The sequence below is a fragment of the Streptomyces sp. NBC_01497 genome (genome assembly GCF_036250695.1).
GTDB lineage: Bacteria > Actinomycetota > Actinomycetes > Streptomycetales > Streptomycetaceae > Streptomyces.
This window is the reverse complement of record NZ_CP109427.1, coordinates 2,389,133-2,414,646: the sequence shown is the minus strand read 5'-3', so window position 1 is coordinate 2,414,646 and position 25,514 is coordinate 2,389,133. Positions and strand designations below refer to the sequence as shown.

Here is a 25,514-nt window from a genome sequence, read left to right as displayed (position 1 = left end):
CCTCGCCGAGCGAGGGACCCGAGGGCAGCGGTACGGGCGTCGCGTCCTTGCGCAGCCGGAACCAGTAGAAGCCGTGGCCCGCCAGGGTGAGCAGGTACGGCCACTCGCCGATGGCCGGGAAGCGCACCCCGCCGATCAGCTCGACGGGGTGTCTGCCGCTGTACTCCTGCAGGTCCAGTTCGGTGGGCTGGGCGAACCGCGAGAAGTTGTGCACGCACAGCACCAGGTCGTCGCCGTTGCCCTCCGGCGACGGCGCCTCCCGCAGGAAGGCCAGCACCGCGGGGTTGGACGACGGCAGTTCGGTGTACGTGCCGACGCCGAACGCCGGGTTCTGCTTGCGGATCTCGATCATCCGGCGGGTCCAGTGCAGCAGCGACGACGGCGACGCCATGGCCGCCTCGACGTTGGTGACCTGGTAGCCGTAGACGGGGTCCATGATCGTCGGCAGGTAGAGCCGGCCCGGGTCGCTGGAGGAGAAGCCCGCGTTGCGGTCGGGCGTCCACTGCATCGGCGTTCTGACCGCGTCGCGGTCGCCCAGCCAGATGTTGTCGCCCATGCCGATCTCGTCGCCGTAGTAGAGGATCGGCGAACCGGGCAGCGACAGCAGCAGCGCGGTGAACAGTTCGATCTGGTTGCGGTCGTTGTCCAGCAGCGGCGCCAGGCGGCGGCGGATGCCGATGTTCGCGCGCATCCGCGGGTCCTTGGCGTACTCCGCGTACATGTAGTCGCGTTCTTCGTCCGTGACCATTTCGAGGGTGAGCTCGTCATGGTTGCGCAGGAAGATCCCCCACTGGCAGCCGCTCGGGATGGCGGGCGTCTTCGCCAGGATCTCGGAGACCGGGTAGCGCGACTCGCGGCGCACCGCCATGAAGATGCGGGGCATCACCGGGAAGTGGAACGCCATGTGGCATTCGTCGCCGCCCTTCTCGTAGTCGCCGAAGTAGTCGACCACGTCCTCCGGCCACTGGTTGGCCTCGGCGAGCAGCACGGTGTCCGGGTAGTGTGCGTCGATCTCCGCGCGCACCCGCTTGAGGAAGGAGTGCGACTGCGGCAGGTTCTCGCAGTTGGTGCCCTCCTCCGCGTACAGGTACGGCACGGCGTCGAGGCGGAAACCGTCGATGCCGAGGTCGAGCCAGAACCGCAGGGCGGAGATCATCTCCTCCTGCACGGTCGGGTTCTCGTAGTTGAGGTCCGGCTGGTGCGAGAAGAAGCGGTGCCAGTAGTACTGCTTGCGCACCGGGTCGAAGGTCCAGTTGGACGCCTCGGTGTCGACGAAGATGATGCGGGCGTCGGCGAACTGTTTGTCGTCGTCGGCCCACATGTAGTAATCGCCGTACGGGCCGTCGGGGTTGGCGCGCGACTCCTGGAACCAGGGGTGCTGGTCGCTGGTGTGGTTCATGACCACGTCGATGATCACGCGCATGCCGCGGTGGTGGGCGGCGTCGACGAACTCGACGAAGTCGGCGAGGTCGCCGAACTCCGGGAGCACGGCCGTGTAGTCGGACACGTCGTACCCGCCGTCGCGCAGCGGGGACTTGAAGAACGGCGGCAGCCAGAGGCAGTCCACGCCGAGCCATTGCAGGTAGTCGAGTTTGGCGGTGAGGCCTTTGAGGTCACCGATGCCATCGCCGTTGCTGTCCTGGAACGAGCGCACCAGGACCTCGTAGAAGACGGCGCGTTTGAACCAGTCGGGGTTGAGGTCCTTCGCGGGAGTGTCCTCGAAGGTGTCGTGGACGGGTTCGTTGACGATCATGATGTGGGTGACCCTCCGATCGGCGGGGACGGTCGCAGGACGACGATGTGCGCGGGCGTGACGCCCGGCTCCAGGCGCACATAGTTGGCCCTGCCCCAGTGATAGGTGTCGCCGGTGAGCTCGTCGCGCACCGGGACGGTCTCGTGCCATGCGAGGCCGAGCCGTGGCATGTCCAACGAGACCGTCGCTTCCTGGGTGTGGTGCGGGTCGAGGTTGACGACCACCAGAACGATGTTCGAACCCGCCCGCTTGCTGAACGCCAGGACGGAGTCGTTGTCGGCGTCGTGGAAGTGGATGTCCCGCAGTTGCTGGAGCGCGGGATGCCGCCGCCTGAGCCGGTTCAGCGTGGTGATCAGTGGTGCGATCGTGCGGCCCTCACGCTCTGCCGCTTCCCAGTCCCTGGGCCTGAGCTGGTACTTCTCGGAGTCCATGTACTCCTCACTGCCCTCACGCGCAGGAGTGCCCTCGCACAGTTCGAACCCCGCGTACACGCCCCAGGAGGGGGACATCGTGGCGGCGAGCACCGCGCGCGTCTCGAACGCGGGCCGCCCGCCCTCCTGAAGGTACGCGTGCAGGATGTCCGGCGTGTTGACGAAGAAATTCGGGCGCATGTACGCCGCGGAATCCCCCGAGAGTTCGGTGAGGTACTCGGTGAGTTCCTGCTTGGAGGTACGCCAGGTGAAGTAGCTGTACGACTGCTGGAAACCGACTGCGGCCAGTGTGCGCATCATCGCGGGGCGGGTGAACGCCTCGGCGAGGAAGATCACATCCGGATCGGTGCGGTTGACGGTGCGGATCACCTTCTCCCAGAAGACCACGGGCTTGGTATGCGGGTTGTCGACCCTGAAGACGCGTACCCCGTGTTCCATCCAGTACCGCAGGATCCGCACGGTTTCCCTGACGAGTCCCCGCATGTCCGCGTCGAACGCGATGGGGTAGATGTCCTGGTACTTCTTCGGCGGGTTCTCCGCGTAGGCGATCGAGCCGTCGGGACGGTGGTGGAACCAGTCGGGCTTCTTCGCGACCCACGGGTGGTCGGGGGAGCACTGGAGGGCGAAGTCGAGGGCGATCTCCATGCGCAGGTCGCGCGCCGTCTCGACGAACCGGTCGAAGTCCTCGATCGTGCCGAGGTCCGGATGGACCGCGTCGTGGCCGCCGTCGGCCGAGCCGATCGCCCACGGCACGCCGACGTCCTCGGGCCCCGCGGAGAGCGTGTTGTTGGGGCCCTTGCGAAACGTCGATCCGATGGGGTGGATCGGCGGCAGGTACACCACGTCGAAGCCCATCGCGGCGATCGCGGGCAGCCGTTCGGCCGCCGTCGCGAACGTTCCGCTCACCGGCGGCTCGCCGGGCTTGACGACCGCGCCCTCGGAGCGCGGGAACATCTCGTACCAGGACCCGAACAGCGCCCGCCGGCGCTCCACCCGCAGCGGCAGCGGCTTCGACTGCGAGACCAGGTCCCGCAGCGGATGCCGCGCCAGCGCCTCGTCCACCTCCGGGGTCAGCGCCGCCGCCAGCCGGGCGGCGGCCGGCCGGGTGGTGTCGCGGAGCCCGTCCACGGCGGCGAGCACCGACTCGCGGCCCTCCCGTTTCGGTACGCCCTCGGCGGCGCGCTCGTGCAGGGCGGCGCCTTCCGCGAGGACGAGTTCGGTGTCGAGTCCGGCCGGGATCTTGATGCCGGCCGTGTGCCGCCACGTGGTGACGGGATCGCTCCACGCCTCGACGGTGTACGTCCAGGCGCCCTCCTCCGTCGGGGTGACCTCCGCGCCCCAGCGGTCCGTACCGGGCGCGAGTTCGCGCATGGGCGTGAAGGGCCCTGGACGGCCCGCCGGGTCGGTGAGCACGACATTGGCGGCGACGGCGTCATGACCCTCGCGAAAGACGGTCGCGGTGACCTGGAAGGTCTCACCGCTCACCGCCTTCGCGGGGCGTCTGCCGCCGTCGACGAGGGGAGATACGTCCAGGACGGGGATGCGACCGATCAGTTTCACCGAATCACCTGAGGGCTGGGCGGGCGTGGCGAGCAGGACACGTCGTACGGGTCGGGCGGTGCTGTGGACCAGCACGCAGCGAGCACGGCAGGCGGAGTGCCATACGGGCAACGGGGGAGCGATAAAGATTTTGTACGCGTTTTGCTGTTCTTTGTAGCTGCTTGATCGACTGCGAACAGTATGCGAGCAAGGCCTTTCCTCCCCGCGTTCACCCGAACGGCACTCCAGGACCGTGCGTACGGGGGAGCCTTCCATGCGGGAGGGCTTGTCAATCCGGCGGTGTGTTGACTCCTCGCACCGCTGCGGTCACCCAATCCTCCACCGGGCGGCCGCCGCGCGCGAGTCCGCCTCGGCACGCGCCGCACACTCTGCCCCGGCGGGCATACGCACCGGCCCAACGGAACAGGTCCGGACCCGGTACGCCGGAGGTACGGCGCGGAAACCGCCGCGACGCGCGCGAATGCGCCGTGGTTGTCGGGGGCAGGGTCCGGCTAACGTCTCACCACGGCGGGACGCCCGGTGCGGTGCGTCCCCTCCGATACGTACGTCCCTTGCGAAGGTGGAGCACGTGAAGGCAATCCGTCGGTTCACCGTCCGTCCGGTGCTTCCCGAGCCCCTCGGCCCGCTGAGCGATCTGGCCCGCAACCTGCGCTGGTCCTGGCATACGGGGACCCGCGAACTGTTCGAGGCCGTCGACCCGGAGGGCTGGGAGGCCGCCGGCCGCGACCCGGTCAGGCTGCTCGGCGCCGTGTCCGCGACACGGCTGGCCGAGCTGGCCGCCGACCGGGCCTTCGTGGACAGACTGACCGCGGTCGCGGCGGACCTGGACGCCTATCTGCACGGCGACCGCTGGTACCAGCGGCGGGACGCCGGACTCGACGGCCCGGACGCCGACGCGGACACCCCCCCCGCGGCGGACGGCGACGGGGGAGGCGACCTGCCGGCCGCCGTCGCGTACTTCTCACCCGAGTTCGGCATCACCGCCGCCCTGCCGCAGTACTCCGGCGGCCTCGGCATCCTCGCCGGGGACCACCTCAAGTCCGCGAGTGACCTGGGCGTCCCGCTGATCGGGGTGGGGCTGCTCTACCGGCACGGCTACTTCCGCCAGTCCCTGTCCAGGGACGGCTGGCAGCAGGAGACCTACCCGGTCCTCGACCCGCACGAGCTGCCGCTGACCCAGCTGCGCGAGGAGGACGGCACGCCGGCCCAGGTCGAGCTGGCGTTGCCCGGCGGCCGGGCGCTGCGCGCGCGGATCTGGCAGGCGCAGGTGGGCAGGGTGCCGCTGCTGATGCTCGACTCGGACGTCGAGGAGAACGGCCCCGGCGAACGCGAGGTCACCGACCGGCTCTACGGCGGCGGCAGCGAGCACCGGCTGCTGCAGGAGATGCTCCTCGGCATCGGCGGCGTGCGGGCGGTGCGCGCGTACTGCCGGCTCACCGGCCATCCCGTGCCCGAGGTCTTCCACACCAACGAGGGCCACGCCGGCTTCCTCGGCCTGGAGCGGATCCGGGAACTGACGGCCGAGGACCCCGACGGCGCCGGCTTCGAGGCGGCGCTCGAAGCGGTCAGGGCCGGCACGGTCTTCACCACGCACACACCGGTTCCCGCGGGCATCGACCGCTTCGACCGCGCGCTCGTCGCCCACCACTTCGGGGCCGACGGGGAACTGCCGGGCGTCGACGTCGAGCGGGTGCTCGGCCTCGGCCTGGAGACCTACCAGGGCGGCGACCCCAACCTGTTCAACATGGCCGTGATGGGTCTTCGGCTCGCCGGGCGCGCCAACGGGGTGTCCCTCCTGCACGGGGCGGTCAGCCGGCAGATGTTCGCCGGGCTGTGGCCGGGATTCGACGCCGACGAGGTGCCGATCACCTCGGTCACCAACGGGGTGCACGCGCCGACCTGGGTCGCTCCCGAGGTCGCCGCGCTCGGCGCCCGCCAGATCGGCGAGGCCCGTGCGGAGCAGGCGCTCAGCGTCGGCGGCCGGGGCCGCTGGGAGGCGGTGGCCGGCATCGCGGACGCGGACATCTGGGAGGTGCGCAGGACCCTGCGCGCCAGGCTGGTCGACGAGGTGCGGGAGCGGCTGCGTGCCTCCTGGCGCCAGCGCGGCGCGGCGGCGGCCGAGTTGGGCTGGATCGACGGGGTCCTCGACCCGGACGTGCTGACCATCGGCTTCGCCCGCCGCGTGCCCTCGTACAAGCGGCTCACGCTGATGCTCCGTGACCCCGAGCGGCTGACCAGGATGCTCCTCGACCCGGAGCGCCCGGTGCAGATCGTGGTGGCGGGCAAGGCCCACCCGGCGGACGACGGCGGCAAGCGGCTCATCCAGGAGCTCGTGCGCTTCGCGGACGATCCCCGGGTGCGGCACCGGATCGTGTTCCTGCCGGACTACGGCATGGGCATGGCGCAGAACCTCTACCCCGGCTGTGACGTGTGGCTGAACAACCCGCTGCGCCCGTTGGAGGCGTGCGGCACCAGCGGGATGAAGGCGGCGCTCAACGGCTGTCTCAACCTGTCCGTCCTGGACGGCTGGTGGGACGAGTGGTACGAGCCGGACTTCGGGTGGGCCATCCCCACGGCGGACGGCTCGGCGGCCATCGACGAGAACCGGCGCGACGAGCTGGAGGCGGGCGCCCTCTACGAGCTGATCGAGAACCGGATCGCGCCGCGCTTCTACGACAGGGACCGGCCCGCGGACGCCGTGGCAGGCGGCGAGGCCATGCCCGGCCGGTGGATCGAGATGGTCCGCCGCACGCTGGTGACGCTGGGACCGAAGGTGGTCGCGGGCCGGATGGTGCGCGAGTACGTGGAGCGGTTGTACGCGCCCGCCGCGCGGGCCCACCGGGCCCTCGACACCAAGGCGGCGGCCGAACTGGCGGCCTGGAAGTACCGGGTCCGTACGCTCTGGCCGTACGTCTCCGTGGAGCACGTCGAGACCGTGTCCGCGGGTGTCGCCCCGGCCACGGCGGAGCTGGGCGCCACGCTCAGTCTGCGGGTCGGCGTGGCTCTCGGTGAGCTGCGGCCCGACGATGTCGAGGTGCAGGCCGTGGCGGGCCGGGTCGGCTCCGACGACGCGATCGCGGACGCGCGGACGTTCCCGCTCAAGCCGTCCGGCGGGCCGGACGCGGAGGGCCGCTGGGTCTACGAGGGGCCGCTGGCCCTGGAGCGTACGGGCCCCTTCGGTTACACGGTGCGCGTGCTGCCGTCGCACCCGCTGCTGGCCGGCGGCGCGGACCTTGGCCTGGTCACGCTGCCCACCGAGGCGGCGGGCACGCACGCGGGCGTGCTGATGCGGTAGCCGATCCGGCCACCGGCCCCACGAGGCACCCGGGCGCCCCGGAACCGAACCGGTTCCGGGGCGCCTCGCGTGCCCGGGGTGCGTCGGAGTACCCGGGGTGCCCGGAATCCCCAACGAACCAGTAAAGGTACGGACCTTGACGCGCGCTGTGCGACGGCTCTACCTTCCCTGTCAATACGTTCACAACTTCACCCGGCGTTCACGTTGATGAACAACTGAACGGGATGCCGGGCGGAGTTGAGGCATCCCCCGCACCGGAAGGCATCCCCCACATGCGCACCGGAAAGACCACGCGCCTCATCGGGCTCGGTACCGCACTCGCCGGCATCACCGCGGCCCTCTGCATGGCGCCCGCGTCGGCCGCAGGGCCCGCCGCGCACCCCGCCGCCGCCCCGGCGGTGGCCGCCGCGCCGGCCGCCTTCGTCCACCCGGGCGTGAACCTGAGCACCGCACAGCTCGACTTCGTGCGGGGCAAGGTCCAGGCCGGCACGGAGCCCTGGAAGTCCGCCTACAACCAGATGATCTCCAGCAAGTACGCCGACCTGAACCGGACGCCCGCGCCCCGGGCCAACGTCGAGTGCGGCTCGTACTCCAACCCCAACAACGGCTGTACCGACGAGCGTCAGGACGCGATCGCCGCGTACACCGACGCCCTCGCCTGGTACATCACCCGCGACGACCGGTATGCGCAGAAGTCGATCCAGCTCATGGACGCCTGGTCGGCCACCATCCAGCAGCACACCAACTCCAACGCCCCGCTGCAGACCGGCTGGGCGGGCGCCTCCTGGCCGAAGGCCGCGGAGATCATCAAGCACGTGTACGGGAACTGGCCGAACGAGGGCCGCTTCGACACGATGCTGCGCAACGTCTACATGCCGACCCTCATCAAGGGCTCCAACTCCAACGGGAACTGGGAGCTGACGATGATGGAGGCGGCGGTGAGCATCTCCGTCTACCTCGACGACAAGACGGACTACGACACGGCCATCTCCAAGTACCTGACCCGCACGGCCGCCTACGTCTACCTGCCCACGGACGGCAGCCTGCCGAAGACGGTACCGAGCCAGAACCTCGACACCCGCGACAAGATCGTCAGCTACTGGCAGGGCCAGTCGACGTTCGACGCCTCCATGGCGGGGGTCACGCAGGAGACCTGCCGCGATTTCACCCACACCGGCTACGGCATCTCGAACATCGGCCACGTCTACGAGACCGCGCGCATCCAGGGACAGGATTTGTACCCGCAGGTCGGCGAGCGGCTGCGGCAGGCTCTCGGCTTCCAGTCGAAGTTCGAGACGGGGGCCGCGTCCAAGCCCTCCACCCTGTGCCCGGGCAAGAACCTGACCCTCGGCCTCGGTCCGATCACCGAGGTCGGCTTCAACGCGCTGAACACCCGCAAGGGCGTCGCGATGACCAACACCCAGGCACTGACCGAGCGGCAGCGGCCCGCCGGGTCGAACGACCTGTTCGTCGCCTGGGAGACCCTCACGAACGCGAAGAACCCCAACTAGGCCTGGACAGTCGGCAGTCGGCAGTAAGTAGTCAGCACAGCAGTCAGCAGTGGCGAAAGGCGGCCCCGTGGCCCGGATCGTACGCATACGGTCCGGGCGGCGGGCCGCCGGCCGTTGCGGGCCGCGGTGGGAGCCGTCGTGCGAGGTGCGGTGTCACGCGTCCCGCCGCGCGGCGTCACACCGCGCAGCCGCCGGGGGTCACGCGGACAGGGCCAGGGACAGCGGCTCCCGGCGGGCGTCCGCGACCAGCCGCAGGCAGTCCGCCGGGTTGTCCCGGACCGGGCGGCGCACGACGTCGGCGCCCATCGCGCCGATCACGTCGAGGCGGTGGTGGTAGAGACCGAGCAGGACACGGACGAGCGGGCGGTACTCGACGGGGACCTCACCGACGACGCGCCCCGCCTCCAGCAGCGTCGCACGGGCCTTGTCCGCGGTGGCGAGCACCAGGGCCCGGACCTCGGCCGTGGGGCGGCCCCGGACCAGGTCCTCGTGGGTCACGCCGTAGTGGTCGAGGTCGCTTCGCGGGAGCGCGAACCTGCCCTCGGCCACATCCTCGGTGAGGTCGGTGAGCAGGTCGGTGCGCTGGCAGGCGTCGGCGACGAGCCGGCAGGAGGTGGCGAACTCCTCGTCGGGCACGAGGTGCGGGGTCAGGCCGGTGCTCAGCATGATGCCGGGCCAGGTCAGGGTGTCGATGTAGTGCTGGTAGGCGGCCTCGTCGGCGAACCCGGGGAACTCCAGGTCGATCCGGGTGCCGGTCAGATAGGTGTCGAACCAGTGGCGCGGCAGGCCGGCCTCCTCGGCCGAGTGCGCGAAGGCCCGCAGCAGCGGATGGTGCGAGTCGCCGGTGTCCAGGGCCCGCGTGACGTGGGCGGTCCAGGCGTCGAGCTGGCGTACCCGGTCCTCGGGAGTGCCCTTGTCGCACACGTCGTCGGTGAAGCCGAGCATGGAGGCGCCGGTCAGGGCATGCGGCAGGAAGCCGGCCGGCGCCTGCAGGCGGACCACGCCGTAGAGGGCGGGTTCCCTGCGGCGCAGGTACCGCGCGGCGGCGGTGTAGTCCGCGCGCAGCCGGGGGGAGCGCACCCCCGCGTGATCCAGACAACGTCGCCACGAACGCACGGGCGGACTCCAGGAGGAAGAGGGGGCGGGACACGGACCGCCTCCAGGGTAAGGGGAGCGTCCGGCACGGCAGAGCCGACCGGGTCGGGTGGACCCGGTCGGCTCCGGTGCCGCGCCGCCGGTGGTTACGGGCGGGCGCCCACCTTCACGGCCGCCCAGGCGTTCGCCACCGCGTTGTACTCGGCGGAACCACTGCCGTACAGGTCGGCTGCGGCGGCGAGGGTGCCCGTGCGCGCCGACGCGTAGTTGGTGTTGCTCGTGAACTTGGTGCTCAGCGCGCGGAACCAGATCTGCTCGGCCTTCGCGCGGCCGATGCCGGTCACGGGCTTGCCGTCACCGGTCGGCGAGTTGTACTTGACGCCGTTGACCGTCTTGGCGCCGCTGCCCTCGGACAGGAGGTAGAAGAAGTGGTTGGCGACACCGGACGAGTAGTGCACGTCGAGCCGGCCGACGCTGGAGGACCAGTTGTCGGCGGAGCCGCCGTCCTTGCTCGGCTGGTCCATGTAGCGCAGCGGGGTGCCGTCGCCGTTGATGTTGATCTTCTCGCCGATCAGGTAGTCGCCTGGGTCCGTGGCGTTGTTCGCGTACCACTCGACGGCCGTGCCGAAGATGTCCGAGGTGGCCTCGTTGAGGCCGCCGGACTCGCCGGAGTACACCAGGCCCGCGGTGGCGGCGGTGACGCCGTGGGACATCTCGTGCCCGGCCACGTCGATCGCCGTGAGCGGCGCCTTGTTGCCCGCGCCGTCGCCGTACGTCATGCAGAAGCAGGAGTCGTCCCAGAACGCGTTCACGTAGCCGCTGCTGTAGTGGACGCGGGAGTACGCGGCCACGCCGTTGCCCTTGATGCCGGTGCGGCCGTGCACGTTCTTGTAGTAGTCCCAGGTCAGCCCGGCACCGTAGGCGGCGTCCGCGGCGGGGGTCTCCGTGTTGGAGCCCACGCCGTTGCCCCACACGTCGTCGGGGCCGGCGAACAGGGTGCCCTTCCCGCTGGTGGCGCGGTTGAGGTTGTACGTGTTGTGGCCGCCGCGCGGGGTGTCCGTCAGCTGGTACGTCGAGCCGGACTTGACGGAGTTGACGGTCACCTGGCCGCTGTACTCGGTGTTGCCGACACCGGTCTCGATGCCCTGCCACTGGAAGATCTTGCTTCCCGTGGAGGCGTCGGTGACGACGTGCAGCTGGTTGGGGGTGCCGTCCTCCTGGAACCCGCCGACGACCGTCTCGTAGGCGAGCACCGGGGCGCCCTCGGCCATCCACACGACCTTGCGCGGCGCGGTGTCCGGAGCGGTCCTGGACGAACCGGCCGAGGCGGCGGCGGTCAGCGCCTGCTTGCTCGCGGTCGCGGGCGCCACGGCGGCGGTCGTGCCGACGCCCGCGAGGGACGCCTTCGAGGACGCGACGACGGACGTCGTGGCCCCGGACGGTGAGGTCGCGACGACCATGTCGCCGCCGAGGACGGGCAGCCCCTGGTAGGTGCGCTCGTAGCGGGTGTGCGTGGTGCCGTCGACGTCCTGGGTGACGTCCTTGACGACGAGCTTCTCCTGGGCGCCGAGGTCGAGCTTCTTGGCCTGTGCCGTGGTGCCGGCGTCGGCCTGGGCTATCAACTGGGCGCGCAGCGAGGGGCTCAGCTCGCGGGGCAGGGCGCCGGGCCTGGCGTCCGAGCCCGCCGCGACGAGCGCGGCGGGTGCCGCGCCCTGTGCGCTCTCGCCACCGGCGGATGCGGTGCCGGCCTGGACGCTGACGGCCAGCAGGGCGGCTGCGGCGACGGCGGCACCGGTTGTCACGGCGCGGCGTTTGGGCGTGGATCTCACGCTGTCTCCTTGTGCGAGGGGGGTACCGGGCACGGGGTCGGCGCCCGGTATGTGCACGTGCTTGCGGAGCGTCTGCCGAACGCAGGAAGACTCGCAGGAGAGCGATGTTGTTGTCAGGAGCGCGTCAATTCATTGACCGGAAAGCGCCCGCCGCGAGGCTGTCGGCACAGGAGCGGCCGGTGTTGCGACGGTGTTACGTCATGTACATGACGGTCAGGGAAACGGTGTCCAACCGGGACGTAGCGGCCCCTTTACGGTGCCCGCGCGGCGGGTCGCCGGCGCACCGCACACATTCCTGTGCCACCGAAGCGATCCGGCCACACCGGACGCGGGCAGGCGCCGCAACGCAGACGGGCCGAAGCCGCGCCGGGCGTCTGAGGCGGCGGTCGGGAGACGCGGCCGGACGACGCGGCCGGACGACGCGGCCGGACGACGCGGCCGGACCGGACGGCCAGGGGGACGCGGGCGCGAGGGCGCGTGCCCGGGCCGCGGATCCGCCGGCCGGCCGGCCCCGTCAGGCCAGGCTCTCCCGCCACGCCCGGTGCAGACCCGCGAACCTGCCCGCGCCCGCGATCAGTTCGGCCGGTGCCCCGTCCTCGACGATCCGTCCCTGTTCCATCACGAGCACCCGGTCCGCGATCTCCACCGTGGAGAGCCGGTGGGCGATCACCACCGCCGTCCGCCCGCGCAGCACCGTGTCCATCGCGTGCTGCACCGCCCGTTCGCCCGGGATGTCCAGTGAACTCGTCGCCTCGTCCAGGATCAGCACCGCCGGATCCGCGAGCAGGGCGCGCGCGAAGGCCACCAACTGCCGCTGCCCCGCCGAGATGCGTCCGCCGCGCTTGCGCACATCGGTGTCGTAGCCGTCGGGCAGACCCGCGATGAACTCGTGCGCCCCGATCGCCCGGGCCGCCGCCTCGATCTCCTCGCGGGACGCGTCCGGGCTGCCGATCGCGATGTTCTCCGCGACCGTCCCCGAGAACAGGAAGGCCTCCTGGGTCACCATCACCACGCCGCGCCGCAGCTCCGGAGTGTCCAGGTCGCGCAGGTCGACCCCGTCCAGCAGGACCCTGCCCGACGTCGGATCGTAGAAGCGGGCGAGCAGCTTCGCGAGCGTCGACTTCCCCGCGCCCGTCGACCCCACGACCGCCACGGTCTGGCCCGCCGCGATCGTCAGGGCGAACGCGGGCAGTACCTCGCCGCCGGTCCGGTACGCGAAGCGGACGTCGTCGAAGACCACCTCGCGGCCGGGCAGGCCGGTGGTGCGCGGCGGCAGCGGGCGCGGCTCGGCGGCGTCCATCACGCCCGGCTCCTGCGCGAGCAGCCCCGCGATCTTCTCCAGCGAGGCCACCGCGGACTGGTAGGCGTTGAGGAACATCCCGAGCCGGTCGATCGGGTCGTACAGCCGCCGCAGATAGAGCACTGCGGCGGCCAGCACGCCGAGCTCCAGCGTGCCGTCGGCGACCCGGAACGCGCCCCACAGCACCATGCCCGCCACCGCGGTGTTCGCGATGAGCCGTGAACCGATGACGTACCGCGCCATTTCGAGCATGGAGTCGCCGTTGCTGCGCTCGTGGTGCCCGTTCAGCTCCGCGAGTTCGGCGTCGTTGGCACGCTCGCGGCGGAAGGCACGCACCGGGCGGATGCCGTTGAGTGTCTCGGCGAACTTCACGATGACCGCGGCGATCGCGGTGGACCGGCGGCCGAACACCCTTCCCGCGCGCCGCTGGTAGACCCGCACCATCATGTAGAGCGGTACGAACGACAGGACGGCAACGGACCCCATGCCGAAGTCGAGGTAGAGCAGGGTCGCCCCGATGTAGAGGAACGACAGCACGACGGCGACGAGTTCCTGGAGCCCCTCGTTGAGCAGTTCGCGCAGCGACTCCACGTCCGTGGTCGACCGCGAGATGAGCCGGCCCGAGGTGTAGCGCTCGTGGAAGTCGACGCTGAGGACCTGCGCGTGCCGGAAGATCCGCCCGCGCAGGTCGAACAGCACGGCCTGGCTGACCCGGGTCGAGGTCTGGATGAACGCGTGCTGGAAGAAGCCGGAGAGCAGCGCGCTCAGCCCGTAGCCGGCCCCCACCGCGACCAGCGGCCCGTGCGAGCCGTGCCGCAGCGCGGGCACCGCGTGGTCGAGGGCGTACGCGACGAGCAGCGGGCCCGCCTGCGCGGCGGCCTGCTGGAGCAGCAGCATCACGACGGTCACGACGACGCCGCCGCGCAGCGGGCGCAGCAGTGAGCCCAGCAGCGCGCGGGTCGCGCCGCGCGGCGCGGGCAGCGCGTCCCGGTCGAACGGGTCGTTCTCCGGGCCCGACGCGGCGGCGACGACGGCCGCGTCCTCGGCCGCGGCCCCCGAGGGGCCGCCCCCCGCGCCGCCGGGGGCCGGCCCCGTGGTGGTCGACGTGGTCATCGAACGCCCTCCTCGTCGCCCCGGATCTCCTCGTGCGTCCTGTCCTCGCGCCCGGCGCCGCCGCCCCGGTGCGTCCGCCGCCCGACGGCGCCCGGCGCCGTGAGCACCGTGCCGTCCCGCGTGTCGCGGCCCGGCTCCGCGCCGTCGAGCGCGGTTCCGCCCGCCGTGACGCGAGCGCCCACGGGAGTTTCCGCCGGCCCGTCATCAGCGGGTGGGCCTTCTTCCGTTCCGCGATCGCGCGCGGCGTCCGCGCCGTCCTGCGGGAGCGCCGGGCGGGCACGCTCGCCAGGCCCATGGCCCTCGCCCGCCATCAGCCAGGCGTACTCCTCGTTGTCCCGCAGCAGTTCCTGATGGGTGCCGACCGCCACCACGCGGCCGGACGAGATCAGCGCGACCCGGTCGGCCAGCAGGACGGTCGACGGGCGGTGCGCCACCACCAGTGCCGTCGTCCCGCGCAGGACGCGCCGCAGCGCGGCCTCCACCAGGGCCTCCGTATGCACGTCCAGCGCCGACAGCGGGTCGTCGAGTACGAGGAAGCGCGGTCGCCCGACCACCGCGCGGGCCAGCGCGAGCCGCTGCCGCTGACCGCCGGACAGGCTCAGGCCCTGTTCGCCGACCTGGGTGTCCGTGCCGTGCGGAAGGGCCCGCACGAAGCCGGCCTGCGCGATCTCCAGGGCGCGCTCCAGGTCGCCGTCGCGCGCCGTGTCGCCCGCGCCCATCAGCACGTTGTCCCCCGCGCTCGCGGAGAACAGGGTCGGCTCCTCGAACGCCACCGACACCAGGCGCCGCAGCCGCTCGCGCGGCATCAGCGCGATGTCCTCGTCGTCCAGCGTGATGCGGCCCGACGTGGCCTCGTGCAGGCGCGGTACCAGCGCGGTCAGTGTCGTCTTGCCCGACCCGGTCGCGCCCACGAGCGCCATCGTCTCGCCCCGCCGCACATGCAGGTCGATCTTGGCCAGTACGGGCTCCGCGTCCGGCGGCGCGTCGGGGTAGTGGAAGGACACGCCCTCGAAGCGCAGCCCGCCGCTCGCGCCGAGGGCGGACGGTGTCCCGGCCCCGGCCCGTACGTCCCGGGCGGCCTCCGGGTCCCCGGGCTCCGCCGTCCCGGTTCCGGCGTAGGGCGTGTCGGTCTCCTCCGCCGCGTCCATCGGCTCGAAGAACCGCTCCGCCGCGGTCGCCGCTTCCTGGCTCATCGCGAGCATGAAGCCGATCGACTCGACGGGCCAGCGCAGCGCCAGGGCCGTCGAGAGGAACGCGACGAGCGTGCCCGCCGACAGGCCGTCGTCCGCGACCTGCACCGTACCGAGGACGAGTGCCGCGGCGATCGCCAGTTCGGGGATGGTCGTGATGAGGGCCCAGAGGCCCGCGAGCAGGCGGCCCTTCTCCAGTTCGGTGCGGCGGACCTTCCCGGCCAGCGCGGCGAAGGCCAGGGCCTGGCTGCGGTGGCGCCCGAACCCCTTCACGATCCGGATACCGAGGACGCCCTCCTCGACGATCGTCGTCAGGTCGCCGACCTGGTCCTGCGCGCGCCGGGCCACCAGCGCGTACCGCCTCTCGAAGAGCGAGCACAGGATCATCAGCGGCACGACGGGGATCAGCAGCACCAGCCCCAGCGTCCAGTCCTGGGCCAGCAGAATCAGACAGCCGACGAGGATCGTCACGCCGTTGACCAGCAGGAACGTCAGCGGGAACTGGAGGAACTGACGCAGCAGCATCAGGTCCGTCGTCCCCCGCGACAGCAACTGGCCCGAAGCCCACCGGTCGTGGAAGGCGACGGGGAGCCGCTGGAGGTGGCGGTAGAGATCGGCGCGCATCGCCGCCTCCACGCCGGCGAGCGGGCGGGCCACCAGCCATCTGCGCAGGCCGAACAGCCCGGCCTCGGCGACGCCCAGCAGCAGCAGGTACAGCGCGCCGCGCCAGATGCCGCCGGTGTCCCCGTCCTTGACCGGGCCGTCCACCATCCACTTCAGCACCAGCGGGAAGACCAGGCCGAGACAGGACGCCACTATCGCGATCACCGCGGCACCGCCCATCCGGCCACGTACCGGTGTGACGTACGGCCACAGCCGCAGCAGTGCTCTCACGGCCGACCGCTGTGCGGTGGCTCCCGGGTTCTCAGACATCCGGCCGAGACTACGGGCAGGCACTGACAACGCTCACGTGGTTTTCCGAGGCACGCTGCGGGTGTGGCGTGAACACGCCGACGGACAGGCCGGGTCGCCGGCGGGGCGGGGACCAGGCCGGGCGCGGGCCCGGAACCGTCCGAGCGGCGGCCCGGGGGCCGTCCTCCGGGCCGGCGCGGGTCGTCCTTCCGGCGTCCGGCATCAGCCGATCGGCGGATGCGGTTCGAGCGGGCCGGCCGATACCGCAGAACGGCCGGCGCCGGGATCGTTTGGGCCATGGCCATCATCGAAGTGCGCGATCTGCGGAAGTCGTACGGCGGCAAGCCCGTCGTCGACGGAGTGTCCTTCGCCGTGGAGGAGGGGGAGATCTTCGGGATCCTCGGGCCGAACGGCGCGGGCAAGACCACCACCGTCGAATGCGTCGAGGGGCTGCGCGTCCCCGACGACGGCTCGGTCCGGGTCGCGGGCCTCGACCCCGTACGCGACCACGAACAGGTCACCCGGCTGCTGGGCGCACAGCTCCAGGAGAGCCAGGTGCAGCCCAAGCTCACCGTCCAGGAGGCACTGGAGCTGTACGCGGCGTTCTACCCGCGCCCCGCCGACTGGCGGCCGCTCGCGTCCAGGCTCGGCCTCGACGCCAATCTCACCACCCGCTTCGGGAAGCTGTCGGGCGGCCAGAAGCAGCGCCTGTTCATCGCGCTGGCGCTGATCGGGGGGCCGCGCGTCGTGGTGCTCGACGAGCTGACCACCGGCCTCGACCCGCGGGCGCGCCGCGACACGTGGCAGCTGATCGAGGAGATCAGGGACTCGGGGGTGACCGTCCTGCTGGTGACGCACTTCATGGAGGAGGCCCAGCGGCTGTGCGACCGCGTCGCGGTCATCGACCGGGGCCGGGTCGCCGCACTGGACACCCCCTCCGGGCTGATCGCCCGCTCCAGCGCGTCGACGGTCATCTCCTTCACGCCCTCGCAGCCGCTGGACGAGGGGGAGCTGGGCGCGCTGCCCGAGGTCGCGTCCGTCAGCACGCGGGGCGGCCGGGTGGTGATCAACGGCAGCGACGAGACGGTCAACGCCGTCATCACCCTGCTGGCGCGCCGCCGTGTCACGGCCCGCCAGCTCCGGGTCACCGAGGCGTCGCTCGACGACGCGTTCCTCGATCTCACCGCGGGCGAGGGCGGGTCCGCGAGCACGACGGCCACGGCCCTTGCGACCGCGCCCGCCACCCCGGACGGGCCCGCACCCGCCACCCCCGACGGGCCCGCGTCCGCCACGCCCCTCGGTACCGCGACCCCGCCCGGGGCGCGCGTAGAGAACGCCCCGCACGCGCCTGAAGAGAGGGTCTGACCATGTCCGCCACCGCCACGCCGCCCGCGACCGCTCCCGCCGCCGGACGTCCTTCCCCGGTCGTCGCCGTCCTGCGCACCGAGGCCCGGCTCCTCTATCTGCGTGAGCCCTCCGTCGCCCTGTCGGTGCTGCTGTTCCCCACGGTCCTGCTGGTGATCCTCGGCCTCGTCCCCGGCTTCCGGGAGGCGAGCGCCTCTCTGGGCGGGCGCCGCGTCATCGACCTGTACGTGCCGGTCGCCGTGCTGCTCGCGCTGGTCATGGCCGGGTTGCAGGCCATGCCGCCGATCCTCACCGGCTACCGCGAACGCGGCATCCTGCGCCGCATGTCGACCACCCCCGTACGCCCGTCGGCCCTGCTCGTCTCGCAACTGGTGCTGCTGGGCGCGGGCGCGCTGGTCTCGGCGGTACTCGTGATGGCGGTCGGCCGCATCGCGTTCTCCGTCGACCTGCCGCGGCAACCCGGCGGATACGTCCTCGCGCTGGTGCTCGCCGCGGCCAGTGCCATGTCACTCGGCCTGCTGATGAGCGCGATCGCCCGCAACGAGAAGATGGCGCAGGCTCTCAGCGCAGTCGTCCTCTTCCCCTCCATGTTCACGGCCGGCGTCTGGCTGCCCGTGCAGACCATGCCGCACCTGCTGCGCACCATCGTCGAGTACACCCCGCTGGGCGCCGCCTCACAGGCCCTCGACCAGGCCGCGCGCGGCGGCTTCCCCGGCCTCGTCCACCTCGGGGTGACGGCACTGTGGACGGTGCTGCTGACCTCGGGCGCGGTCCGCTTCTTCCGGTGGCAGTGACCGCACCCGCGTCCGCCCGGCCCGCCGGGGCGCCCTGTCCCCTGCGCGCCGGGGGCTGGCCGGGCCGGACCGCCGCGGGAGAGACTGGCCGCATGCAGGGCCACGCCGTCGCCGTCGAAGAACACTGGGACCGGATCTTCCGGTGGGGCCCGCTGACCCTCTTCGGGCTCGCGAGCGTCGTCTCGGCGGCGGTCGCCTCCGCCCTCATGAGCCGTACGGACCTGTACGTGGCGGCGGGTGTCGTGCCCGTGGCGCTGGTGTGCGAACTGTGGTGGTGCCGGCCGGGGCGGGTCCCGGTACCCGGATCGGCGGCCGAGCAGGCCCACTACTGGCTGCGTACGGCGATCGCGTTCGTGCTGACCTGGCTCAACCCGCTGTACGCGATCTACGCGTACGCCGGGTACCTCGCCGTCAGCCGCATGCTGCCCCGGCGGACGGCCAGGGCGGGCCTCCTCGTCAACGCGGTGACGATCGCCGGGTCGCAGTCGTCCGGGCTGCCGCCCCGCTCCACCACCGTGTGGATCCTGTTCGGCGCGCTGATCGTGGTGAACAGCGGCATGGCGGCGTTCTTCTCCAACCTGGGAGAGCGGGAGGTCGCCAAGGCCCGGGAGAGAACGGACACGATCCTGCAGCTGGAGACCGCCAACGCCCGCCTGGAACAGGCCCTGGAGGAGAACGCGGCGCTGCACGCCCAGCTCCTCGTGCAGGCCCGCGAGGCGGGCGTCGCCGACGAACGGCGCCGGCTCGCCGCCGAGATCCACGACACCATCGCGCAGGGACTGACCGGCATCATCACCCAGCTCCAGGTCGTCACCGGCACCGCTGACGAGCGGCTGGCCCGCGAGCACCTGGACCGGGCGGCTTCGCTCGCCCGCCACAGCCTCGGGGAGGCGCGCCGCTCCGTGCAGAACCTCAGCCCGCTGGACCTGGAGCACGACGCCCTGCCCCAGGCCCTGAAGAAGACGGTGGCCGCCTGGTCCGACCGTACGGGGGTCACCGCGCGGTTCACCGTCACCGGCACCGAGGAGCACCTGCACGGCGAGATCGCGGCGACGCTCCTGCGGGTCGCGCAGGAGGCCCTCGCCAACGCGGGCCGGCACGCGGGCGCGGACCGGGTCGGCGTCACGCTGTCGTACATGGGGGACGAGGTGTCCCTCGACGTGCGTGACGACGGCGCGGGTTTCGAGGCGCTCGGCGTGCCGCGGCGCACCGGCAGCGGCGGGTTCGGTCTCGCGGGCATGCGCACGCGGGTGGAGCGGATCGCGGGATCGCTGAGCGTGGAGTCGGAGAAGGGCGGGGGTACGGCCATCTCCGCTCGCGTACCGTTGGTCACCCATGAGTGAACACGCTGAACACGCGGAAGAGACCGTGACGCTGCTGCTCGTCGACGACCATCCCGTCGTCCGTGACGGACTGCGCGGGATGTTCGAGTCGTCGCCGGGCTTCCGGGTCCTCGGCGAGGCGTCGGACGGTGTCCAGGGCGTGGAGCTCGCGCTGCGCCTCGACCCGGACGTCGTCCTGATGGACCTGCGGATGCCGGGTGGCGGGGGAGTCGACGCGATCGCCGAACTCGGCCGCAGGGGCGCCCGTTCGAAGGTCCTGGTGCTCACCACGTACGACACCGACTCCGACACGCTGCCCGCGATCGAGGCGGGCGCGACGGGCTACCTGCTCAAGGACGCGCCGCGCGAGGAACTCTTCACGGCGGTTCGGGCGGCGGCGCGGGGCCGCACGGTCCTCTCTCCCGCCGTCGCCTCCCGGCTCATCTCCCGCGTCCGGGCTCCCCTCTCCCCGGGCGGACGGGACACGGAGGACCTCTCGGCCCGCGAACGCGAGGTGCTGGAGCTGGTCGCCAAGGGCACGTCGAACCGGGAGATCGCCCGGGAACTCTTCATCAGCGAGGCCACCGTGAAGACGCACCTCACCCACCTGTACGCCAAACTCGGCGTCAAGGACCGGGCGGCCGCGGTGGCCGTCGCCTACGACCGGCACATCCTCGGCGCCTGACCGGCCCGCCCCCGCCCGCGGGCCGGGCCCCCACCCGCCCCCGGGCGCTCAGGCCACCGCCTGCCCGCCGCCGCCGGGGGCGGCGTCCGGGCGGACGGCCCGCAGGAGCAGGACCGAGCGCGGCGGGACCGCGAGGGTCGTGCCGCCCGCGTACCGCGTACCGGGTTCGCTCTCCTGGTCCTCGCGGGAGGTGTCCAGGACCAGTTCGTACGCCGGGGCCCACGGCGCTCCCGGCAGCAGGACGTCCCCTGGCTCGTGACCCGCGTGCAGGACCGCGAGGAAACTGTCGTCCACGACGGGCCCGCCCCCCTCACCCGAGCCGGGAATGTCGTCGCCGGACAGGAAGAACACCAGCGTGCCGGCGGGAGCGTACCAGTCGTCCTCCGTCATCTCCTCGCCCCGGGGCGTGAACCACGCCAGGTCGCGCAGCCCGCCCGCCGCGCGGGGCCGCCCGGAGAAGAACGTCCGGCGCCGCAGTACCGGATGGCCGGCGCGCAGCCGCAACAGCCGCGCGGTGAGGCGGTGCAGCGCGGCCCAGCCCGGGTCGTCGAGCAGGGACCAGTCGATCCAGCTGATCTCGTTGTCCTGGCAGTACGCGTTGTTGTTGCCGCCCTGCGTACGGCCCATCTCGTCGCCCGCGACCAGCATCGGCACGCCCGCCGAGAGCAGCAGCGTCGCCACCATGCCCCGCAGCCTGCGACGGCGCAGGGCCGCCACCTCCGGGTCCTCACCGGGGCCCTCCGCCCCGCCGTTCCAGGCGCGGTTGTCATCCGTGCCGTCCCTGTTGCCCTCGCCGTTCGCCTCGTTGTGCTTGCTCTCGTAGGAGACGAGGTCGCGCAGCGTGAACCCGTCGTGCGCGGTGACGAAGTTGACCGACGCGTACGGCCGCCGCCCGCCCCAGTCGTACAGGTCGCTGGAGCCCGACATCCGGTAGCCGAGGCCCCGCACGTCCGGGGCGGCGCCGCGCCAGAAGTCCCGTACGGCGTCGCGGTAGCGGTCGTTCCACTCGGACCACGGCGGGGGGAACGCACCCGCCTGGTAGCCGCCAGGGCCCACGTCCCACGGCTCCGCGATCAGTTTGACCCCGCGCAGCACCGGATCCTGCGCGATCGTCGTGAGGAAGGGCGCCAGCATGTCCACGTCGCCCGGCGCGGAGCGGGCGAGCGTCGCGGCCAGGTCGAAGCGGAACCCGTCGACGCCCATCTCGGTGACCCAGTACCGCAGTGAGTCGGTGATCAGCCGCAGCGCGTGCGGCTGCACCACTTGCAGGGTGTTGCCGCAGCCGGTGAAGTCCTCGTACCTGCGGGCGTCCTGACGCAGCCGGTAGTAGCCGCGGTTGTCGACCCCGCGCAGGGACAGCGTCGGGCCGAGTTCGCCGCCCTCCGCCGTGTGGTTGTAGACGACGTCGAGTATCACCTCGATGCCCGCCGCGTGCAGGTCCGTCACCATCCGCCGGAACTCGCCGACCTGCTCGCCCCGCGTCGCGCCCGCCGCGTACCCGGCGTGCGGCGCGAAGAAGCCGACCGAGTTGTAGCCCCAGTAGTTCGTCAGGCCCCGCCGCAACAGGTGGTCCTCGTGCGCGTACTGGTGCACCGGCAGCAGCTCCACCGCCGTCACGCCGAGCGTCCGCAGGTGCTCGACGGCGGCCGGGTGCGCGAGGCCCGCGTACGTGCCGCGCAGCTCCTCGGGGATCGCGGGATGGCGCCGGGTGAAGCCCTTGACGTGCAGTTCGTAGATCACCGTGTCGGCCCAGGGCGTCCCCGGCCGCCGGCCGGCCGTGGCCCTCTCCTTGGGCGTGGCGTCCGCCACGACGACGCCCTTCGGCACGTGGGGCGCCGAGTCGCGCTCGTCGCGCACGGTGTCGGCGACCTGCTGCTGCGGCCAGTCCCGCACATGCCCGTACACCTCGGGCGGCAGCCGGAAGTCACCGTCGACGGCCCGCGCGTAGGGGTCGAGCAGCAGCTTCGCCGGGTTCCACCGCGCGCCGGTCCACGGGTCCCACCTGCCGTGCACCCGGTAGCCGTAGCGCTGCCCCGGTGCGATGCCCGGCAGGAAGCCGTGCCAGACGCCGTGCGTCTGCTCCGGCAGCCGGTACCTGGTCTCCCGCTCGCGGGCGCCGCCCCGGTCACCGCCGCCACCGCCGTCGAGGTCGGCGCCGTCCTCGAAGAGGCAGACCTCCACGGCCTCGGCGCCGCCCGCCCAGAGTGCGAAGTTGGTACCCGCGGCACCGCCGGGACCGGTCAGGAACCGGGCGCCTAGCGGCTCCGGAGTGCCCGGCAGTACCGACTCCGCGTCGCCGTACCGCTGCGGAGGGTGACTCCCCACGGGTGCGGTAGCCCCGGCCGGGGGCGCCCACGGACGGGTACTCTCCCGCACCGGCCCGTTCGCCGGGTCCCTCAACTCCTCCTGCTCCGCTGCGCTTGCCACCTGCCGGCCTCCCGCGGCTCATCGGCCCTCGCGGCCCCCCCGCGCGGCGCCGGGCCGTACGCACGCCGCGCGGTCTTCCCCCGTGTTCTTCCCTGCCGGGGCCCCGGCATCACGTTCAGCCGGGTCACGGTACGTCCTCCGACGTTTCCGGAAGGCTCCCGCCGTCGTTGGGCGGGACGTGAGACAGCTACTGCAGCGGGCCGGAGCCCGCGCCGCCGCCCTGGCCCTCGCCTCGGCCGCACTCCTCGCCGGCGCCGCGGGGTGCGACGGCGGCCCCACCGACATGTCCGGCAAGGACGGATCGCCCGGCGCGGCCTCCGCCGATTCCATCCGGGTCACCCCGCTCGACGGAGCGAAAGCCGTCGGCCCGGGCGACCGCGTCAGCGTCACCGTCCCGCAGGGCCGGCTGGAGCGGGTCGCCGTACGGCAGATCGAGGCGGCCGACCCCGTCGACCTGCCCGGCCGGATCTCCGCCGACGGGAAGACCTGGACGCCCGAGCCCGGCGCGCGTCCCGCGCTCGCCGCCAAGTACGGCGTCGACGTGCTCACCCGCGACGACGACGGCCGCCGCGCGGCCCGGCACACCACCTTCACCACGGTCGTCCCCGCACACCGCTTCATCGGGTACTTCACGCCGGAGAACCGCGCCACCGTCGGCACCGGAATGATCGTCTCCGTCAACTTCAACCGGCCGATCAAGGACCGCGCGGCCGTGCAGCGCGCCATCACCCTCAGCGCGGAGCCGGCGGTGCGGGTCGTGGGCCACTGGTTCGGCGACCGGCGGCTCGACTTCCGGCCGCGCGCGTACTGGCGGCCCGGCACCCGGGTCACGGTCGGCATGGGCCTCAGGGACGTCCAGGCGGCGCCCGGCGTCTACGGCATCCAGCACAAGACGGTCACCTTCACCGTGGGCCGCTCGCAGGTCTCCACCGTGGACGCGGCCTCGCACACCATGCGGGTACGGGGTGACGGCGGCCGCCTCCTCGCCACCCTGCCGATCACCGCCGGCGCCCCGAGCCGCACCACGTACAACGGCAAGATGGTCGTCTCCGAGATGTACGACGTGACCCGCATGAACGGCTCCACGGTCGGCTTCGGCGGCGAGTACGACATCAAGGACGTACCGCACGCGCTCCGCCTGACGACCTCGGGCACCTTCCTGCACGGCAACTACTGGGCGTCGTCCGACACCTTCGGGTCGCGCAACACCAGCCACGGCTGTGTCGGCCTGCGGGACGTGAAGGGGGGCAGCTCGTCGACCCCGGCCGGCTGGTTCTTCGACCGCACCCTCATCGGTGATGTCGTGGAGGTCGTGCACAGCGACGACCGTACGGTCCGGCCCGACAACGGGCTCAGTGGCTGGAACATGAACTGGTCCGCGTGGCAGCAAGGTTCGGCGACCTGAGCGGGGGGCATAGCTCCTCGTCGGGGGGTTGAGCCGAATGGCGGCCGGTTGAGACGGAACGGTGACACTCGGGTGAACGTCACACCGTATTCGGTGTGATTATCTATCGCCATGCGCGTGCACTCGATACGCGCAGGAGTGCGGGCCGTGGCGGGGCCAGGCCGTGCGAGGGGAGAAAACCGACGTGAACCAGCCACCTGTATCGCCGGACCTGCGAACCGGCGAACCGGCGGGGCACGGTGCGCGTCCGCGCGCCGTACGCAGAACCGGGCTGTCGGCCCTCGTCCTGGGCGCGCTGCTGTTCGCGGTCGCCGCCTGCGGCGGGGGCAGCGGCGCGGCCGGCGGCAAGAGCACCGACGACGGCAAGGCCGGGACCCACAAGAGCGCGGCCAAGGTCGCCGACGACGTGTCGGAGGCGGTCGTCAAGGTCACCCCCGACGACGGCGCCAAGTCGGTCGCCACGACGGGCGCGTTGCAGGTCGGTGTCACCCAGGGCAAGCTGACGGCCGTCAGCGTGCAGGACGACCAGGGCGCGGCCGTGGACGGCAGGATGTCCGCCGACGGGACGAGCTGGCAGCCGCTGCAGCACCTCGCGGCCTCCACCAAGTACAAGGTCCACGTCACGGCGAAGGACGCCAAGGGACGGGTGTCCGCCAAGGACACCACGTTCTCGACGCTCGTCCCGAAGAACACCTTCATCGGTTACTACACGCCGGAGGACAACTCCACCGTCGGTGTCGGCATGCCGATCTCACTCACCTTCACCCGCGGCATCACCGACCCCGACGCCGTGGAGAAGGCGGTGACGGTGACGACCGACCCGGCGGTGCCGGTCAAGGGCCACTGGTTCGGCAACGACCGTCTCGACCTGCGGCCCGAGCACTACTGGGCGCCGGGTACCAAGGTCACCGTCAAGCTGGACCTGGACGGTGTCGAGGGACGGCCCGGCGTGTACGGAACGCAGGCCAAGACGGTGAAGTTCACCGTCGGCCGCAGCCAGGTCTCCACGGTCGACGCGGACAAGCACACGATGAAGGTCGTGCGCGACGGCAAGCAGATCCGGAAGATCCCCATCACCGCGGGCGGCCCCGGCCACACCACGTGGGAGGGACAGATGGTCATCAGTGAGAAGGACCCGGTGACCCGGATGGACAGTCAGACCGTCGGCCTCGGCGGCGAGTACGACATCCCGGACGTGCCGCACGCCATGCGGCTCACCCAGTCGGGCACCTTCATCCACGGGAACTACTGGGCGTCCACGGGCATCTTCGGCTCGCAGAACACCAGCCATGGCTGTGTCGGCCTGCACGACCAGCGCGGCGGCGGCGACAACGGCACCCCGGCGTCGTGGTTCTACAACAGCTCGCTCATCGGCGACGTGGTGATCGTGAAGAACTCGCACGACCAGACCGTCGCGCCCGACAACGGCCTCAACGGCTGGAACATGTCCTGGGCCGACTGGACCAAGTGAGCTGAGGGGCCGCCCCCCGCGGGGGGCGGCCCGCCCGCGTCGCCGCCGCTGGCGGC

The 25,514-nt window shown here is 72.1% G+C and carries 13 protein-coding genes and 2 pseudogenes; 8 read left to right on the top strand and 7 right to left on the bottom strand.

Annotated elements, in window-relative coordinates:
- Positions 1–40: 40 nt before the first annotated feature.
- Positions 41–1,753, bottom strand: a pseudogene (gene treS / locus OG310_RS10200) (maltose alpha-D-glucosyltransferase); the annotation flags it as partial.
- Positions 1,750–3,738, bottom strand: coding sequence for an alpha-1,4-glucan--maltose-1-phosphate maltosyltransferase (locus tag OG310_RS10195; RefSeq protein WP_329460107.1), 1,989 nt, complete (start codon positions 3,736–3,738; stop codon positions 1,750–1,752). The gene OG310_RS10195 and the pseudogene treS, both read right to left, overlap by 4 nt.
- 574 nt (positions 3,739–4,312) lie before the next feature.
- Here OG310_RS10195 and glgP point away from each other — a divergent pair.
- Positions 4,313–7,039 (top strand): alpha-glucan family phosphorylase, encoded by a 2,727-nt coding sequence (glgP, locus tag OG310_RS10190; protein ID WP_329455557.1) that lies wholly within the window; start codon positions 4,313–4,315, stop codon positions 7,037–7,039.
- Between the two features lie 344 nt (positions 7,040–7,383).
- Positions 7,384–8,550, top strand: coding sequence for an alginate lyase family protein (locus tag OG310_RS10185; protein ID WP_329460106.1), 1,167 nt, complete (start codon positions 7,384–7,386; stop codon positions 8,548–8,550).
- 198 nt (positions 8,551–8,748) lie between these two features.
- On the opposite strand, the gene OG310_RS10180 is transcribed toward OG310_RS10185, so the two are convergent.
- The 4 genes from OG310_RS10180 to OG310_RS10165 form a co-directional block, all read right to left on the bottom strand.
- Positions 8,749–9,630, bottom strand: coding sequence for a squalene/phytoene synthase family protein (locus OG310_RS10180; RefSeq protein WP_329455556.1), 882 nt, complete (start codon positions 9,628–9,630; stop codon positions 8,749–8,751).
- 161 nt (positions 9,631–9,791) lie between these two features.
- Positions 9,792–11,474 (bottom strand): M4 family metallopeptidase, encoded by a 1,683-nt coding sequence (locus OG310_RS10175; protein WP_329455555.1) that lies wholly within the window; start codon positions 11,472–11,474, stop codon positions 9,792–9,794.
- 514 nt (positions 11,475–11,988) lie between these two features.
- Positions 11,989–13,887 (bottom strand): ABC transporter ATP-binding protein, encoded by a 1,899-nt coding sequence (locus OG310_RS10170; protein ID WP_329455554.1) that lies wholly within the window; start codon positions 13,885–13,887, stop codon positions 11,989–11,991.
- Positions 13,884–16,010, bottom strand: coding sequence for an ABC transporter ATP-binding protein (locus tag OG310_RS10165; protein ID WP_329455553.1), 2,127 nt, complete (start codon positions 16,008–16,010; stop codon positions 13,884–13,886). Before OG310_RS10165 ends, OG310_RS10170 begins: the two co-directional genes overlap by 4 nt.
- 276 nt (positions 16,011–16,286) lie before the next feature.
- Here OG310_RS10165 and OG310_RS10160 point away from each other — a divergent pair.
- The 4 genes and pseudogenes from OG310_RS10160 to OG310_RS10145 all read left to right on the top strand — a co-directional run.
- A pseudogene (locus tag OG310_RS10160) lies at positions 16,287–17,174 on the top strand (ABC transporter ATP-binding protein); the annotation flags it as partial.
- A gap of 182 nt (positions 17,175–17,356) precedes the next feature.
- Positions 17,357–18,148: an ABC transporter permease gene (locus OG310_RS10155; RefSeq protein ID WP_329455552.1), complete on the top strand. Its 792-nt coding sequence runs from the start codon at positions 17,357–17,359 to the stop codon at positions 18,146–18,148.
- Positions 18,149–18,240: 92 nt separating this feature from the next.
- Positions 18,241–19,491, top strand: a complete 1,251-nt coding sequence (locus OG310_RS10150) for a sensor histidine kinase (protein ID WP_329455551.1) — start codon at positions 18,241–18,243, stop codon at positions 19,489–19,491.
- Positions 19,484–20,155, top strand: a complete 672-nt coding sequence (locus OG310_RS10145) for a response regulator transcription factor (protein ID WP_329455550.1) — start codon at positions 19,484–19,486, stop codon at positions 20,153–20,155. The genes OG310_RS10150 and OG310_RS10145 overlap by 8 nt, the downstream gene beginning before the upstream one ends.
- A 48-nt stretch (positions 20,156–20,203) precedes the next feature.
- On the opposite strand, the gene glgX is transcribed toward OG310_RS10145, so the two are convergent.
- A complete protein-coding gene (gene glgX / locus OG310_RS10140) occupies positions 20,204–22,582 on the bottom strand; it encodes a glycogen debranching protein GlgX (protein ID WP_443078596.1) in 2,379 nt (792 codons plus the stop codon).
- A gap of 178 nt (positions 22,583–22,760) precedes the next feature.
- On the opposite strand from glgX, the gene OG310_RS10135 reads away from it, so the two are divergent.
- Together OG310_RS10135 and OG310_RS10130 are read left to right on the top strand one after the other, a co-directional pair.
- The gene (locus OG310_RS10135) at positions 22,761–23,987 is read left to right on the top strand and encodes a L,D-transpeptidase (RefSeq protein ID WP_329455549.1); all 1,227 of its coding nucleotides are present in this window, start codon (positions 22,761–22,763) and stop codon (positions 23,985–23,987) included.
- A 184-nt stretch (positions 23,988–24,171) separates the two neighbouring features.
- A complete protein-coding gene (locus tag OG310_RS10130; protein ID WP_443078595.1) occupies positions 24,172–25,458 on the top strand; it encodes a L,D-transpeptidase in 1,287 nt (428 codons plus the stop codon).
- Positions 25,459–25,514: the final 56 nt, after the last annotated feature.

What these genes read in the sequence shown, in the direction of transcription:
- OG310_RS10145 (WP_329455550.1), top strand. Translation starts at nt 19,484, where the DNA reads ATGAGTGAACACGCTGAACACGCGGAAGAGACCGTGACGCTGCTGCTC.
- OG310_RS10170 (WP_329455554.1), bottom strand. Translation starts at nt 13,887, where the DNA reads ATGACCACGTCGACCACCACGGGGCCGGCCCCCGGCGGCGCGGGGGGC.
- OG310_RS10155 (WP_329455552.1), top strand. Translation starts at nt 17,357, where the DNA reads ATGTCCGCCACCGCCACGCCGCCCGCGACCGCTCCCGCCGCCGGACGT.
- OG310_RS10165 (WP_329455553.1), bottom strand. Translation starts at nt 16,010, where the DNA reads ATGTCTGAGAACCCGGGAGCCACCGCACAGCGGTCGGCCGTGAGAGCA.
- OG310_RS10150 (WP_329455551.1), top strand. Translation starts at nt 18,241, where the DNA reads ATGCAGGGCCACGCCGTCGCCGTCGAAGAACACTGGGACCGGATCTTC.
- OG310_RS10185 (WP_329460106.1), top strand. Translation starts at nt 7,384, where the DNA reads ATGGCGCCCGCGTCGGCCGCAGGGCCCGCCGCGCACCCCGCCGCCGCC.